At 69.0% G+C, this 15,763-nt stretch carries 12 protein-coding genes; 3 read left to right on the top strand and 9 right to left on the bottom strand.

Annotation, left to right across the window (positions count from 1 at the left end; genetic code table 11):
- Nucleotides 1-28 precede the first annotated feature (28 nt).
- Nucleotides 29-2,506 carry an ATP-binding protein gene (locus DRB89_RS00955; protein WP_112453148.1) on the top strand — a complete coding sequence of 826 codons (2,478 nt, stop codon included), beginning with the start codon at nt 29-31 and terminating at the stop codon, nt 2,504-2,506.
- Nucleotides 2,507-2,588: 82 nt separating this feature from the next.
- On the opposite strand, the gene DRB89_RS00950 is transcribed toward DRB89_RS00955, so the two are convergent.
- A complete protein-coding gene (locus DRB89_RS00950; protein WP_112446471.1) occupies nt 2,589-3,275 on the bottom strand; it encodes a helix-turn-helix domain-containing protein in 687 nt (228 codons plus the stop codon).
- A 183-nt stretch (nt 3,276-3,458) separates the two neighbouring features.
- Between DRB89_RS00950 and DRB89_RS00945 the strand changes: the two genes are divergently transcribed.
- Complete coding sequence (locus DRB89_RS00945) at nt 3,459-4,649, top strand: cytochrome P450 (RefSeq protein ID WP_112446472.1); 1,191 nt, start codon at nt 3,459-3,461, stop codon at nt 4,647-4,649.
- A 58-nt stretch (nt 4,650-4,707) separates the two neighbouring features.
- On the opposite strand, the gene DRB89_RS00940 is transcribed toward DRB89_RS00945, so the two are convergent.
- The 8 genes from DRB89_RS00940 to kdpF (DRB89_RS00905) form a co-directional block, all read right to left on the bottom strand.
- The gene (locus DRB89_RS00940; protein ID WP_112446473.1) at nt 4,708-7,251 is read right to left on the bottom strand and encodes a sensor histidine kinase KdpD; all 2,544 of its coding nucleotides are present in this window, start codon (nt 7,249-7,251) and stop codon (nt 4,708-4,710) included.
- A gap of 7 nt (nt 7,252-7,258) precedes the next feature.
- The gene (locus DRB89_RS00935; protein ID WP_112446474.1) at nt 7,259-7,942 is read right to left on the bottom strand and encodes a response regulator; all 684 of its coding nucleotides are present in this window, start codon (nt 7,940-7,942) and stop codon (nt 7,259-7,261) included.
- A 99-nt stretch (nt 7,943-8,041) separates the two neighbouring features.
- Nucleotides 8,042-8,758 carry a potassium-transporting ATPase subunit C gene (locus DRB89_RS00930; RefSeq protein ID WP_112446475.1) on the bottom strand — a complete coding sequence of 239 codons (717 nt, stop codon included), beginning with the start codon at nt 8,756-8,758 and terminating at the stop codon, nt 8,042-8,044.
- Between the two features lie 6 nt (nt 8,759-8,764).
- Nucleotides 8,765-10,864, bottom strand: a complete 2,100-nt coding sequence (kdpB, locus tag DRB89_RS00925; RefSeq protein ID WP_112446476.1) for a potassium-transporting ATPase subunit KdpB — start codon at nt 10,862-10,864, stop codon at nt 8,765-8,767.
- On the bottom strand, nt 10,861-12,525 hold the full coding sequence (gene kdpA / locus DRB89_RS00920) for a potassium-transporting ATPase subunit KdpA (RefSeq protein WP_112446477.1): 1,665 nt from the start codon (nt 12,523-12,525) through the stop codon (nt 10,861-10,863). Before kdpA ends, kdpB begins: the two co-directional genes overlap by 4 nt.
- A gap of 2 nt (nt 12,526-12,527) precedes the next feature.
- Nucleotides 12,528-12,617 carry a K(+)-transporting ATPase subunit F gene (gene kdpF, locus DRB89_RS00915; RefSeq protein ID WP_042817481.1) on the bottom strand — a complete coding sequence of 30 codons (90 nt, stop codon included), beginning with the start codon at nt 12,615-12,617 and terminating at the stop codon, nt 12,528-12,530.
- 241 nt (nt 12,618-12,858) lie between these two features.
- Nucleotides 12,859-13,434 carry a DUF4118 domain-containing protein gene (locus DRB89_RS00910; RefSeq protein WP_239515957.1) on the bottom strand — a complete coding sequence of 192 codons (576 nt, stop codon included), beginning with the start codon at nt 13,432-13,434 and terminating at the stop codon, nt 12,859-12,861.
- A gap of 30 nt (nt 13,435-13,464) precedes the next feature.
- Complete coding sequence (kdpF, locus tag DRB89_RS00905) at nt 13,465-13,563, bottom strand: K(+)-transporting ATPase subunit F (protein ID WP_204357615.1); 99 nt, start codon at nt 13,561-13,563, stop codon at nt 13,465-13,467.
- Between the two features lie 245 nt (nt 13,564-13,808).
- On the opposite strand from kdpF (DRB89_RS00905), the gene DRB89_RS00900 reads away from it, so the two are divergent.
- A complete protein-coding gene (locus DRB89_RS00900; RefSeq protein WP_112446479.1) occupies nt 13,809-15,719 on the top strand; it encodes an APC family permease in 1,911 nt (636 codons plus the stop codon).
- Nucleotides 15,720-15,763: the final 44 nt, after the last annotated feature.

The raw sequence follows: 15,763 nt of genomic DNA, 5'->3' as shown, positions 1-15,763 counted from the left end.
TCTTTGGCGTGAGGAGGCGCGTGTCGTGGTGGAGGCGGTTGCCAGGCCCGGGAGGCTGAAGGTCTTTCTCGGGGCGGCCCCCGGCGTGGGCAAGACGTACCGGATGCTGGACGAGGGTCGGCGCCGGGCGGACCGTGGGACGGATGTGGTCGTCGCCTTCGTCGAGTGCCACGGACGCCGCCTGACCGAGGCGAAGCTGGCCGGGCTGGAGATGGTTCCGCGTGCGGAACGTGCCTATCGGGGCGGCCGGTTCGAGGAGATGGACCTGCGAGCGGTGCTGGAGCGGCGGCCCGGGGTGGCGCTCGTCGACGAGCTGGCCCACTCCGTCGTCCCCGGTGGCAACCCTGCCAAGCGGTGGCAGGAGGTGGAGGCGTTGCTCGCGGCCGGGATCGACGTGGTGACCGCCGTCAACATCCAGCACCTGGAATCCCTCAACGACGTCGTCGAGAAGATCACCAAGGTCCCGCAGCACGAGACCGTGCCGGACGCGGTGGTACGCCGGGCCGATGAGATCGAGCTGGTGGACCTGCCGCCCGAGGCGCTGCGACGGCGCATGGCGCACGGGAACATCTACACGCCGGAGAAGGTCGATGCGGCGCTGTCCAACTACTTTCGGATCGGGAACCTCACTGCTCTGCGGGAACTTGCCCTGTTGTGGCTCGCGGGGCGGGTGGACGAGGCGTTGCAGAAGTACCGTGCCGACCACGGGATAGGGGGAGTGTGGGAGGCCCGGGAGCGGGTGGTCGTCGCGATCACCGGCGGACCTGAGGGTGACACGCTCATCCGGCGGGCGGCCAGGATCGCCGCCCGATCGGCGGGCGGAGACCTTCTCGCCGTGCACATGGCGCGCAGCGACGGCCTGGCTGCGGGAGCGTCGGCTTCCGCGTTGGTTCGCCAGCGTGCGCTCGTCGAAAGCCTCGGCGGGAGCTACCACTTTCTCGTCGGCGACGATGTGCCCACGGTGCTCACCGAGTTCGCCCATGCGGAGAACGCCACGCAGTTGGTCCTCGGCACGAGCCGGCGCCGTCGTATCGAGCGTTTCCTGACCGGGCGGGGGACGGGTGAGACGATCGTCGGGCTCTCCGAGGATATCGACGTACACATAGTCACTCACGAACGGGCGGGCGGTGGAAGGCTGTTGCCTTCCAGGCGGCGAACGCTGCCGACGTCCCGGCTGATCGCCGGACCGGTTCTGGGCCTCGTGCTTCCGTTCGCCCTCACATTCCTGCTCGACCAGACCCGGGGCAGCCTCAACCTCACCAGTGAGGCGCTGCTGTTCCTGGTGGCGGTGGTCGGGGTGGCGTGCGTGGGCGGAGTGGTGTCGGCGCTGGTGGCGTCCCTGACCGCGTCGCTTCTGCTGAACTACTGGTTCATCCCGCCGGTCGGTGAGTTCACCATCGCCGAGCCCAACAACATCCTCGCGCTGGTGGTGTTCGCCGTGGTCGCGGGGACCGTCGCAGTGGCCGTAGACCGGTCGATGCGGCTGTCGCGCCGGGCCGCCCGGGCGACGGCGGAGGCGGAGACGCTCTCCTCGCTGGCCGGCTCCATCGTGCGGGGAGGCCAGGCCGTTCCGGCGCTCCTGGAACGGACGAGGGAGACTTTCGGCATGGATTCGGTAGAACTCGTTGATCGCCCGATCGAGGGGGACGACTCCGTCGTTCAGGTCCCGGTGGGAGGGGATGCGCGTCTCGTCCTACGGGGACGTCCGCTGCCCGCCTCCGACCGGCGCGTCCTGGCCGCCTTCGCCGCGCATGTGACCGTCGCGGTTGAACAGGCGAGGCTCGCGGAGGCGGCCGCCGAGATCGAACCCGTCAAGGCCGCCGACCGGATGCGTACCGCCCTCCTCGCGGCGGTCAGCCACGACCTGCGCACCCCCCTTGCCGCCGGCTGGGCGGCCATCGAGTCCCTGCGGGCCAGCGACGTGGAGTTCAGCGAGGAGGACCGGAACGAACTCCTCGCCACCGCCGACGAGTCGATGGCCCGGCTCAACCGTCTCGTCGAGAACCTCCTGGACATGAGCCGACTGCAGGCCGGGGCGCTGAAGCTGGACCTCCGTGCGACCCACCTGATGGAGGTACTGCCGGCCGCGCTGGACGGCCTGCCCACCGACGCGCCCGCCGTCGATGCCCAGAGTCTCGAGCAGGCCCCGGCCGTGCTGGCCGATCCACCGCTTCTGGAGCGCGTGGTCGCCAACCTGCTGAGCAACGCCGCCCGGCACACCCCGCCCGGGCGACATGTGCTGCTGACGGCGAGCTCGTTCGACGACCGGGTCGAGATCCGGGTCGTCGACCGCGGGCCCGGAATCCCCGAGGCGGACCGCGGACGAGCCTTCGTGCCCTTCCAGCGCCTCGGCGACACCGACAACACCACGGGCGTCGGGCTCGGCCTCGCGCTCTCCCGAGGCCTCGCCGAGGCGATGGGCGGCACGCTCACCCCCGAGGACACCCCGGGAGGCGGCCTGACGATGACCCTCTCGCTGCCGGCTGCCCTTCCAGTTCCCGTCTAGTGCGACACCCCATCTGGCGTGCCCGCTCGCCTGTTCGCCAGTTTGGCAAAGGGTCGTCAAGTCCGACCCGCCCCGCATCCCCTTACGCCAGGAGGGCGCGCCAGCGGTCGGCCGACTTCAGCATGTCCTCGACGACCCGCTCCAGGAACGTCCCCACCTTGGCCAGCCGCTGCCCCACGGGTGTGTCCAGCCCGAGCGTCTCGGCCGCCGCCATCGCGGCCTGCGCGGACGAGCGCGTCTGCTGCGAGCTGATCACGATCGAGTGGTACCAGGCGTCGTCGTCGACCACGTAGATGTCGCGACGCCGCTGCGGATCGCGCTCGCGCCGGACGTATCCCTGCTGGACCAGGAAGTTCACGGACACGGACACGGAGGCTGGGCTGACCTTCAGCCTGTGGGTCAGCTCGGCTGCGGTGCGCCTGCCGTCCTCGGACAGCAGCAGGTCGACGTGCACGCGCGCTGTCATCCTCGGCAGCCCTGCCCTGACCGCCAGCTCGATGATCTCCTCTTCCATCGCGCTTCCCGGCGCTCCGGCCGGCGCTCCGGCTGTGCACGGGGGTGCCGGTGTGCCGCGCTGCGCCCGCTGGACCGTCGCGCGGTGCGCCTGCTGGGGCCGGTAGCCGCCGGGGCTGCCGTTGCGTGCGACCTCCCGACTGATCGTCGAGGTCGACCGGTCGAGCCGCCTGGCGATCTCGGCATAGGAGAGCCCATCGGCGAGTCCGGCCGCAATGCGCTGGCGTTCCTGCTGGGTCAACCGTCCTCCAGGCATGCTGCCAGTATTGCTTTCGCCGCCGGTCAGTGCAACGGAGCATTGCATTCGAGCTCAGCGCCATTGCATCAATTTGCCGCCGCCCAGCTGCGGTTATGCCATCTAGTGGATTGCGGTCACCCTGAATGCGACGTAGCTTTCGAGAAACGTCAAACGCGCACTATCGCGAGCTGAGGAATGATCATGGGTGAATCCCTCCACACTGTCACGTCGCTGCCGACGGAGCGTCAGCCCGGTTGTCCCTTCGACCCGCCGGCAGAGTTGATCGATGCCCGCGGGCACGGTCCGATCAGCCGCTACACCCACCCCGGCGGGAAGCCCGGCTGGATGATCACCGGATACGACCTGGTCAGGTCGGTCTTGGCCGACCCGCGGTTCAGCTCGCGCAAGGACCTGCTGAACGTGGTCGACTTCGAGATCCCGCCGGCGCCGCCCGGGGAGTTCCTCCTCATGGACGAACCGCAGCACGGGCGCTACCGGAAGCCTCTGGTGGGCAAGTTCACCGCGCGGCGGATGCGCCTGCTGACCGAGCGCATCGAGCAGATCACCAACGACTGCCTGGACGCCATGGAGGAGGCCGGGCCGTCGGCGGACTTGGTGACCGCGTTCGCCAAGCCCATCCCCACCATCATCATCTGTGAGCTGCTGGGGGTGCCGTACGAGGACCGGGCCTCCTTCCAGGAACAGATCGACAAGTTCATGAACGGGGAGACGGGCGACGAAGAGCTGCTGGCGGCCTACACCGCGACCCAGGACTACCTCGCGAAGCTGGTGGCCGCCAAGCGCGCGAACCTCACCGACGACGTGCTCAGTGAACTCACCGACAGCGACCTGACCGATGAGGAGCTGCAGGGGATCAGCCTGATCCTGCTGGCGGCCGGATTCGACACCACCGCGAACATGCTGGCCCTCGGGGCCTTCGCGCTGCTGCAGAACCCGGAGCAACTGGCGGCCCTGCGCGCCGATCCCACGCTCGTGGACCAGGCCGTGGAGGAGCTCCTGCGGTATCTGAGCGTCGCCAAGTCGTTCATGAGGACGGCAGTGGAGGACGTCGAGGTGGGCGGCCAGACCATCGAGGCCGGCACGACGGTGGTCCTGTCGTACAACACCGCCAACCGCGACCCCGAACGCTACGCGGATCCCCACGAGCTCGACCTCCGCAGGGACTCCGGCGGCCACCTGGCCTTCGGGCACGGCATCCACCTGTGCCTGGGTGCGCAGCTGGCCCGTGTCGAGATGCGCGTCGCGTTCTCCGCGCTGCTGGCCCGCTTCCCCACGCTGTGCCTGGCCGTACCGGCCGAAGAGGTTGCGCTGCGTCCGGAGACCGCGGACATCTACGGGGTGAAGAGCCTCCCGGTCACCTGGGACGTGTGACCGCCGACGCGCTGAGGAGATCCTCAGCGCGTCGGCGCTTGCGGCCGGGACGGGCAGCTCAGGTCGTGGCTTCGGCCGGGAGGTCGGGGGGCGTCTGCGGGGCCCCGTCCTTGAGGGGCAGGGTGATCACCATGGTGAGTCCGCCACCGGGGGTGTCCTCGGCGGTGAGGGTGCCGTCCATGGCTTCGAGGAAGCCCCGGGCGACCGCCAGACCGAGCCCGACCCCGGCGCCCGCAGGGGTGTCTCCGTACCGCTGGAAGGGTTCGAATATCCGGTTCTTCGCCTCGTCGGGGACGCCGGGTCCGCGGTCCACGACGCGGAGCTCGATGCGTGCGCCGAGGGTGCTGGCGGACACAAGGACGGTCTCGCCGGCGGGGTTGTACTTGACGGCGTTCTCGACGATGTTCGCGACGGCCCGTTCCAGGAGGCCGCGGTCGACGGCGACCATGGGCAGGGTCTCGGGGATGTCCAGGGCCACGCTGTCGTCGGGGACTCCGGCCAGTGCCATCGGGACGACCTCGTCGAGGTCGGTCTCGCGGATGAGCGGGACGACGGTGCCCGTCTGGAGGCGGGACATGTCCAGGAGGTTGCCGATCAGGTGGTCGAGGCGGTCGGCGCCGTCCTCGATGCCCTCCAGGAGATCGGCCCGGTCCTCCTCGGACCATTCCACGTCGTCGGCGCGCAGGGAGGTGACGGCCACCTTGATGCCGGCGAGCGGGGTGCGCAGATCGTGGCTGACGGCGGCGAGGAGCGCGGTGCGGATCTGATTGCCCTCGATCAGGCGGCGGGCTTCCTCGGCCTCGTCGACCAGGCGCTGGCGGTCGAGTACGACGGCTGCCTGGGCGGCGAAGGCGCCGAGGACCCGGCGGTCCTCGGCGGGCAGGACCCGGCCTGTGAGGGCGAGGGACATGTTCTCGCCGATGGGCATGTCGACGTCGGCGTCCTCGGGGCGGGCGACGGGATTGCGCCCGGTGCTGCCCGCGCAGGCCCACGGTTCGACGTCCGTACCGCGTTCCAGCAGTGCCACGGATTCCATGGCGAAGGTCTCGCGGACCCGTTCCAGCAGTGCGTCGAGGGCGGTTTCGCCGCGCAGGATGCTGCCGGCGAGGAAGGAGAGGATCTCGGACTCGGCGCGGAGCCGGGCGGCCTGTTGGGTGCGGCGGGCGGCCAGGTCGACGACGGACGCCACGGACACGGCCACGCCGACGAAGATCGCGATGGCGACGATGTTCTTGGGGTCGGAGATGGTGAACTCGTGCAGTGGCGGGGTGAAGTAGTAGTTGAGCAGCAGGGAGCCGAAGGCCGCCGAGGCGAGCGCGGGCAGCAGCCCGCCGAGGAGCGCCGCCGCCACCGTGAAGGTGAGGAAGAGCAGCATGTCGTTGGCGAGCCCGAGCTCGGGAACGACCTGGCTCAGAAAGACGGTGAGCAGCGCGGGGCCGGCGACACCGGTCAGCCACCCCCAGACGACTCGGAGCCTGCCGAGCCGCGCGCCGCGCGCGACGGGCAGTCCGCGGCCCTTGGCGGCTTCGTCGTGGGTGACGATGTGCACGTCGAGGTCGGGCCCCGATTCCCGGGCGACGGTGGCGCTCACGCCTGGGCTGAAGACGGATCGCCAGGATCGTCTGCGGCTCACGCCGAGGACGATCTGGGTGGCGTTGCAGCCGCGGGCGAACTCCAGGAGCGCGTCGGGGACGTTGTCGCCGATGACGTGGTGGAAGGTGCCGCCGAGGTCCTCGACCAGGGTGCGCTGGACGGCGAGTTCCTTGGGGGAGGCGGCGGTCAGCCCGTCGCTGCGGGCGATGTAGACGGCCAGGACCTCGCCGCCCGAGCCCTTCTCGGCGAGGCGGGCCGCGCGGCGGATGAGCGTACGGCCTTCCGGGCCGCCGGTGAGGCCGACGACGATGCGTTCGCGGGCCTGCCAGGTGGAGCGGATGTTGTGCTCGCCGCGGTATTCCTGGAGGTACTCGTCGACCCGGTCGGCGACCCAGAGCAGCGCGAGTTCGCGCAGGGCGGTGAGGTTCCCGGGGCGGAAGTAGTTGGACAGGGCCGCGTCGACCTTGTCGGGCTTGTAGATGTTGCCGTGGGCCATGCGGCGGCGCAGGGCCTGCGGGGACATGTCGACCAGCTCGATCTGGTCGGCCCGTCGCACCACCTCGTCCGGGACGGTCTCGCGCTGGCGCACGCCCGTGATCGTCTCGACGACATCGCCGAGGGATTCCAGGTGCTGGATGTTGACGGTGGAGACGACGTCGATGCCGGCTTGGAGGAGTTCCTCCACGTCCTGCCACCGCTTGGTGTTGCGGGAGCCGGGGATGTTGGTGTGGGCGAGCTCGTCGACGAGCGCGACGGCGGGGCGCCGCGCGAGGATCGCGTCCACGTCCATCTCGGTGAAGGAGGATTCCCGGTACTCCAGTTCGCGCCGTGCGATCTGTTCCAGACCGTGCAGCATCACCTCGGTGCGCGGACGGTTGTGGTGCTCCACGAAGGCGACGACGACGTCGGTGCCGCGCTCCACCCTGCGGTGGCCCTCCGAGAGCATCGCGTACGTCTTGCCGACGCCGGGGGCCGAGCCCAGGTAGATGCGAAACTTGCCGCGTCCCATTGTTGAATCATCCCTCGAAGCGGTAGCCCATGCCGGGCTCGGTGATCAGATAGCGGGGGTGCGAGGGGTCCGCTTCCAGTTTGCGGCGCAGCTGGGCCATGTAGACCCGCAGGTAGTTGGTGTGCCCGGAGTACGTCGGCCCCCAGACGTCCAGCAACAGCTTGGTCTGGGTGATCAGCCGCCCGGGATTGGTGATGAGGATTTCCAGGATGTGCCACTCGGTGGGCGTGAGCCGCACCGTGCGATCACTACGCCTGACCTTCTTGGCGATCAGGTCGACGGTGAAATCGTCAGTCGTGATCACGGCAACCTCGTTGGACGGTGCCGGGATCTCCTGACGGCGGACGGCGGCCCGCAGCCGGGCGAGCAGTTCGTCCATGCTGAACGGCTTGGTGACGTAGTCGTCGGCGCCCGCGTCCAAGGCGCGGATCTTCTCCTCGGAGGTGTGACGGGCGGAGAGGACGAGGATCGGCACTCCGCTGGTCATCCGTACCTCCTTGATCACGTCGATGCCGTCCATGTCCGGCAGACCGAGGTCCAGCAGGATGACGTCCGGCTTGCGCGCGGCTGCCAGTCTCAGAGCGGTGTTTCCCTCGGAAGCCGTCTCCACCCCGAACTTCCGCGCCTCCAGGTTGATCCTGAGCGCACGGACGAGCTGGGCATCGTCTTCCACCACCAGCACCTTGATCATCGGTGTGGGGCCTTCCTCTTTCGGTGGATACGGGTCGGAGCCGGCGGGACGCGCAAGCGCCGCGTCCCGCCGGCTCCAGAGCCTTGGTCGTGGAGAACGTCAGCCCTTGGCCAGTGCCTTGAGCGCGGTGTTGAGTTCGAGGACGTTGACGCGGGGTTCGCCCATGAAGCCGAGGGTGCGGCCGGTGGTGTGGTCGGCGACGAGCTCTTCGACCTGCTTGACGTCGAGCTTGTTCTGCTCGGCGACCCGGTGGATCTGGAGCTTGGCGTACTCGGGGGAGATGTCGGGGTCGAGGCCGGAGCCGGAGGAGGTGACGGCGTCGGCCGGGACGTCCTCGGGCTTGACCTGGTGGCCGGCGGTGGAGTTGTCGGCGATGACGGCGTCCTTGGCGGCGATGACCTGGGCGCAGAGGGTGCCCTCCTCCGCCTGGTCGGTGCACTTGCCGTTGATCGCGCCGTTGTCGGCGGAGCGGTTGGTGGCGCCGGAGAGGATCAGCGAGTACTGCGTGTTGACGCTGTTGCTGCCCAGTCCGTTGGAGGGGCGCGGCTGGAACCACTTCAGGTCCGGCTTGACCGCCTCCTCCGCGTCATCGGGGTTCTGCTTCGGGAGGTTGTAGCTCTGCCCGATGAGGGAGGAGCCGACGACCTGGCCGCTCTTGTCCTTGATCTCGGAGCCGTTGGCCTTGTCGTTGAACAGGACCTGGGCGATGCCCGTGACGGCGAGCGGGTAGATGACCCCGCAGATCACGGTCAGAACGAGAAGGGCTCGGAGGCCCGCACCGATCAGGCGCGCTGTGGTGCCTACAGAGTTGTTCATGACGGATCAGCCGATTCCGGGGAAGAGGGAGATGAGCATGTCGATGACCTTGATGCCGATGAACGGGGCGATCAGACCGCCCACGCCGTACAGCCCCAGGTTTCGGCGGAGCATCTTGTCGGCGCTGGTGGGGCGGTACCGGACGCCCTTGAGGGCGAGCGGTACGAGGGCGATGATGATCAGCGCGTTGAAGATGACCGCGGAGAGGATCGCTGATTCCGGCGAGGTCAGGCCCATGATGTTGAGCTTGTCGAGGCCCGGGTAGACCACGGCGAACATGGCCGGGATGATCGCGAAGTACTTGGCGACGTCGTTGGCGATGGAGAAGGTGGTCAGGGCGCCGCGGGTGATCAGCAGCTGCTTGCCGATCTCCACGATCTCGATGAGCTTGGTGGGGTTGGAGTCCAGGTCCACCATGTTCCCGGCCTCCTTGGCGGCCGAGGTGCCGGTGTTCATGGCGACGCCCACGTCGGCCTGGGCCAGTGCGGGGGCGTCGTTCGTGCCGTCGCCGGTCATGGCGACGAGCTTTCCGCCGGCCTGCTCCCGCTTGATGAGGGCCATCTTGTCCTCGGGCGTCGCTTCCGCCAGGAAGTCGTCCACACCCGCTTCTTCGGCGATGGCCTTGGCGGTCAGCGGGTTGTCACCCGTGATCATGATCGTCTTGATGCCCATGCGGCGCAGTTCGTCGAACCGCTCGCGCATGCCTTCCTTGACGACGTCCTTGAGGTGGATGACGCCGAGGACGCGGGCGCCCTTCTCATCGTCGACCGCGACGAGGAGCGGGGTGCCGCCGGCTTCGGAGATGCGGTTGGCGAGGAGGTCGGCGTCATCGGAGACCTGGCCGCCCTGCTCCCTGACCCAGGTGATGACCGAACCGGCCGCGCCCTTGCGGGTCTTCTTGCCGTCCACGTTCACGCCCGACATGCGGGTCTGGGCGGTGAAGGCGATCCACTCGGCGTGCGCGAGCTCGCCCTGGTGGCGTTCGCGCAGTCCGTACTTCTCCTTCGCGAGGACCACGATGGAGCGGCCCTCGGGGGTCTCGTCCGCGAGGGAGGAGAGCTGGGCGGCATCCGCCAGTTCGGCCTCGTCCGTGCCGGTGACCGGTACGAACTCGGAGGCCTGGCGGTTGCCGAGGGTGATGGTGCCGGTCTTGTCGAGGAGCAGGGTCGAGACGTCGCCCGCGGCTTCCACCGCACGGCCGCTCATCGCGAGGACGTTGCGCTGGACCAGGCGGTCCATGCCCGCGATGCCGATGGCGGAGAGCAGGGCGCCGATGGTGGTGGGGATCAGGCAGACGAGGAGCGCGGTGAGGACGATCATCGACTGCTCGGCGCCGGCGTAGATCGCGAAGGGCTGGAGGGTGACGACGGCCAGCAGGAAGACGATGGTCAGCGAGGCCAGCAGGATGTTGAGTGCGATCTCGTTGGGCGTCTTCTGCCGGGCCGCGCCTTCGACCAGGGCGATCATCCGGTCGATGAAGGTCTCGCCGGGCTTCGTCGTGATCTTGATGACGATCCGGTCGGAGAGGACCTTGGTGCCGCCGGTGACGGCCGAGCGGTCGCCGCCGGACTCGCGGATGACCGGGGCGGACTCTCCGGTGATGGCCGACTCGTCGACGGACGCGACGCCTTCGACGACGTCACCGTCGCCGGGGATGATGTCCCCGGCCTCGCAGACCACCAGGTCGCCGATACGAAGCTCCGTGCCCGGCACCTGCTCCTCCACCGAGCCGTTCAGCCGGCGGGCGACCGTGTCCGTCTTGGCCTTGCGCAGCGTGTCGGCCTGGGCCTTGCCGCGGCCTTCGGCGACTGCCTCGGCGAGGTTGGCGAAGATCGTGGTCAGCCACAGCCAGGCAGTGATGGCCCAGCCGAACCAGTCGGTCGGGTCCTTGATCGCCAGCACGGTGGTGACCACCGAGCCGATCAGGACGACGAACATGACCGGGGACTTGATCATGACGCGCGGGTCGAGCTTGCGGACGGCGTCCGGGAAGGACTTCAGCAGCTGCTTGGGGTCGAACAGCCCCCCGCCCACACGGCCGGCAGGCGGCTTGTGGCCGGTTGGCAGGTCGTCGTGCGGAGCCCTGGTAGGTGTGGCGGTGCTCATGATGCGAGCCCTTCGGCGAGCGGACCCAGCGCCAGGGCCGGGAAGTAGGTGAGTCCGGTGATGATGATGATCGTTCCGACGAGCAGGCCCGTGTAGAGCGGCTTGTCGGTGCGCAGGGTGCCCGCCGTCTCGGGGACGGGCTTCTGCTCGGCCAGCGAGCCGGCCAGCGCGAGGACGAACACCATGGGCAGGAAGCGGCCCAGCAGCATGGCGATGCCGATGGTGCTGTTGAACCACTGGGTGTCGGCGTTGAGGCCGGCGAAGGCCGAGCCGTTGTTGTTGGCGCCCGAGGTGTAGGCGTAGAGGATCTCGGAGAATCCGTGCGCCCCGGAGTTCGTCATCGAGTTGCCCGGGGTGGGCAGCGCCATGGCCGCGGCGGTGAAGCACAGCACCAGAGCCGGGGTGATCAGGATGTAGCAGGCCGCGAACTTGATCTGGCGGGTGCCGATCTTCTTGCCCAGGTACTCGGGAGTGCGGCCGACCATCAGGCCGGCGATGAACACGGCGATGATCGCCATGATCAGCATGCCGTAGAGGCCGGAGCCGACGCCGCCGGGCGCGATCTCGCCGAGCTGCATGCCCAGCAGCTGGATCCCGCCGCCGAGCCCGGTGTAGGAGGAGTGGAAGGAGTTGACGGCGCCGGTCGAGGTCAGCGTGGTCGCCACCGAGAAGATCGAGGAGGCCGCGATGCCGTACCGGGTCTCCTTGCCCTCCATCGCCCCGCCGGCCACGTCGAAGGCCGGGCCGTGGTGCGCGAACTCGGTCCACATCATCAGCGCGGTGAAACCGACCCAGATGATGCCCATGGTCGCGAGGATCGCGTAACCCTGGCGCAGGTTTCCGACCATGCGGCCGAAGGTCCGGGTCATCGCGAACGGGATGACCAGGATCAGGAAGACCTCGAAGAGGTTCGAGAACGGGGTCGGGTTCTCGAAGGGGTGGGCCGAGTTGGCGTTGAAGTAGCCGCCACCGTTCGTACCCAGCTCCTTGATGACCTCCTGCGAAGCCACCGCCCCGCCGTTCCACTGCTGGGTGCCACCCATGAACTGGCCGACCTCGCGGATCCCGGCGAAGTTCTGCATGACCCCGCACGCGACCAGGACGAGCGCGCCGATCACCGAGATCGGCAGCAGGATCCGGACCGTGCCGCGCACCAGGTCCGACCAGAAGTTGCCGAGCTCGCCTGTCCGGGAGCGCGCGAAGCCCCGTACGAGGGCGACCGCGACGGCCATGCCGACGGCGGCGGAGACGAAGTTCTGGACCGCGAGGCCGCCGGTCTGGACGACGTGGCCCATGGCCTGCTCGCCGTAGTAAGACTGCCAGTTGGTGTTCGCCACGAAGGACGCGGCGGTGTTGAAGGCCTGGTCCGGGTCGATCGCCACGAAGCCGAGCGAGCCGGGCAGCACACCCTGCGCGCGCTGCAGCAGGTAGAGGAAGAGGACGCTCACGGCGGAGAAGGCGAGGACGCCGCGCAGGTAGGCGGGCCAGCGCATTTCGGCCGACGGGTTGGCGCCGATGGCCTTGTAGATCCACTTCTCCGGCTTGTAGTGCTTCTCGGAGGAGTAGACCCGGGCCATGTAGTCGCCGAGGGGGCGGTACGCCAGAGCCAGCGCGGCGATCAGCGCGAGCAGCTGGAGCACACCAGCGGTAACGGGGCTCATGCTCAGAACCTCTCCGGGTACACAAGGGCGAGGACGAGATAACCCAGCAGGGAGACGGCCACGACGAGGCCGACGATGTTTTCGACGGTCACAGCTTTGCCACCCCTCGGGCGATGAGAGCCACCAGCGCGAACACCGCGACCGTGGTGACGACGAAGGCCAGGTCGGCCATCGTGAGCTCCTGAGTGAAGAGGAAGGAATACGTATCGGCCAGATGGCCGATGACGACATAACCGTGTCTTCACCCCGGCGTTAAGACGCCTTGACGGGCTCCTTACGGGCGCAGGGGAACTCTTAACGCCATCCTTACGGGAAAGGCGGTCGGCGAGCGGATCAGCCCTGGTGGGGCAGGCCGGCCGTGTCCATGGCTCCACCGGCTTGGGCGGCCAGCGCGACAGCCACGAGGCGGGCTTCCTCGGTGGGAAGGGGGCGGCCGGGGTACGGGTCGAGGAGGAAGCGGCCGTAGTAGTGGCCGCCGCCGACGACGCGCAGTTCGGTCTCTCCGTCCGGCCAGCCGGCGTACTCGGTGATCCGGCCACCACGGCGGTGCCACAGACCGCCGCCGTGTTCCAGCCGCGGCAGGTTCCCCATCAGGGTTCCGTACTCGAAGCGGCAGGCGCGGAGCCCCAGCAGGCCGACGAGCTCGCGGCGCACGTACTCGACCACCGCGTCGGGCGAGCCGCCGTCCTCGGCCAGCCGGGCGGTTCCCTGGAGACTCGACAGGTACGCGGCGTCGGTGACGACGACCGCCTGGAGGCGGCGGGCGCGCACGGCCAGCTGCGAGACGATCAGGCCGACGACGAGCAGCAGGACCGCCGTCTCGACGTCCGCGCGGTCCGAGATGGCGAACTGCTGGTAGGGCCTGGTGAGGAAGAAGTCGAACCAGGCGGCTGCCGAGAGCGCGGCCACCGACGAGCCGGTCGTGATGCGACGCGTCGTTCAGAACGTGTCGGGCTTGATCAGAGCGAAGACGAGACAGCCGAGCAGTGCGAGGGCGATGAGCAGGCCGACCAGGTTCTCCGCGTTCATCGGGTTCATCGGGTTCTTCTCCTGTTTGTCCTGGTCGGGAATGTTTCGCCTACATCAAGGCTGCCCCTCCGCGGAGCCCGCACAACGTGCGACACCGCCTCTTGACGGAGCTCTGACGCCCTCCTCGCCCCCGCCGCGTATGGAACCCGTGAAGAGTGGCGGGGTGGCCGTATGAATCACGCCAAGGGTGCTGGCGGCCACCCGGTACGCCTTCGACGCTGTCCTCACTTTGCTCATTCGGAGGGATCGGCGACATGGCCTTGCAGGTAGGAAAAGCGATCACGGCGGCTCAGGGGCCGGGCCAGGAGGAGCCCCCTGATACGGGTGCGAGCCGGGTCGGGGACCGGCACAAACTGACCGCCGTCCAGGGCCTGGCCGCGCTGTCGCTCGACGCGATGGCCTCCGTCGCCTACGGACCGGAGTCGATCGTCCTCGTACTGGCCGCCGCCGGTGCGTACGGGATGGGCTTCACCCTCCCCGTCACCCTCGCGATCGCCGCGCTCCTCGCCGTACTGGTGGCCTCGTACCGTCAGGTGATCGCCGCGTTCCCGGACGGCGGCGGTTCCTATGCCGTCGCCAAACGGCACCTCGGCCGGCGTACGAGCCTCGTCGCGGCGGCCTCGCTGATCCTCGACTACGTCCTCAACGTCGCGGTGTCCGTCACCGCCGGCGTGGCCGCCCTGACCTCGGCCTTCCCGGGCCTCCACGGTGAGCGGGTCTGGATCTGCCTCGCGGTCCTGGTCCTGGTCACCGCCGTGAACCTGCGCGGGGTCGTCGAATCCGCCAAGGCGTTCCTCGTGCCGACCGCGCTCTTCGTCGGCACGATCCTCGCGATGATCACTGTCGGCCTCTTCCGCGACGGCCCGGCAAGCACCGCCTCCGCCGCCGGGCACGCCTCCGCGCTCGGCGAGGGCGCGACCACCGTCGGCGCGCTGCTCCTGCTGAAGGCCTTCGCGGCCGGCTGCTCGGCCCTGACCGGCGTCGAGGCCGTCGCCAACGCCGTCCCGTCCTTCCGGGCCCCGGCCGCCCGCCGGGCGCAGCGCACCGAGGTCGCCCTCGGCGCCCTGCTCGGCGTCATGCTGATCGGCCTGTCGATCCTCATCGGCCGCTTCCACCTCCAGCCCGTCGAAGGCGTCACCGTCCTCGCCCAGCTCGCGGACGCCTCCTTCGGCCACAACGCGGCTTTCTACGTGGTCCAGTTCGCCACCATGGTGCTGCTCGCGCTCGCCGCGAACACCTCCTTCGGCGGCCTGCCGGTGCTGATGAGCCTGCTGGCCCGCGACAACCACATGCCGCACTTCTTCGCGCTCAAGGCCGACCGGCAGGTGCACCGTCACGGCGTCCTCGCGCTGGCCGTCGTATCCGCTGCGCTGCTCGTCTTCTCCGGGGGCGACACCAACACCCTCGTCCCGCTCTTCGCCATCGGCGTCTTCGTCGGCTTCACCATCTGCCAGGTCGGCATGGTCCTGCACTGGTACGGCGAGCGCCCGAAGGCTTGGCAGGCCAAAGCGGTCCTCAACGGCTTCGGTGCCCTGCTGACCGGTGTCTCCGCGGTGGTCGTCACCGCCACCAAGTTCACCGAGGGAGCCTGGCTGATCGTCCTCGCACTGCCGCTGATCGTCCTCGGCTTCGAGAAGGTCAACCGGGCGTACACGGAGATCGGTGAACGCCTCGAACTCGGCCGCGTCCCGCGACCGCCGCACCGTGCCCACTCGCTCGTCGTGGTACCGGTCTCCGGTCTCTCCCGACTCACCTGCCAGGCCCTGACCGCGGCCCGCTCCCTCGGTGACGAGGTCCTCGCCGTCACCGTCACCCATCCCACAGCCGAGGACCGGCAGTCGACCGACGCCCTCCGCCGGGACTGGGAGCTGTGGAACCCCGGCGTAGAACTCATCGAACTCACCTCGGAAAAACGGGCGTTGGGTCGTCCTGTGTCCACGTACGTACGAAAGCTCAGCCAGACCCACCCGGGCGCCCAGGTCACCGTGCTCATCCCGGAGACCGAACCCGCCCACCTTTGGCAGCGGATGCTCCAGAACCAGCGCGGCTCCGTCGTCGCCCACGCCGTACGCCGCGACACCGACGCCGCGATCTGCCGACTCCGCTTCCGCCTCGACGCACAGGCCGAACAGGCGGTCCTTGACGGCTCCTTCACGGAGTCCTGACGCGATTCACCGTGCCGGCGTCAAGACGGCACAAATATCAGGCC

The organism is Streptomyces sp. ICC4 (assembly GCF_003287915.1).
In the GTDB taxonomy this organism is placed as follows: domain Bacteria; phylum Actinomycetota; class Actinomycetes; order Streptomycetales; family Streptomycetaceae; genus Streptomyces; species Streptomyces tritrimontium.
The sequence above is the reverse complement of the archived record's forward strand: the minus strand, read 5'-3'. Positions and strand labels throughout refer to the sequence as shown.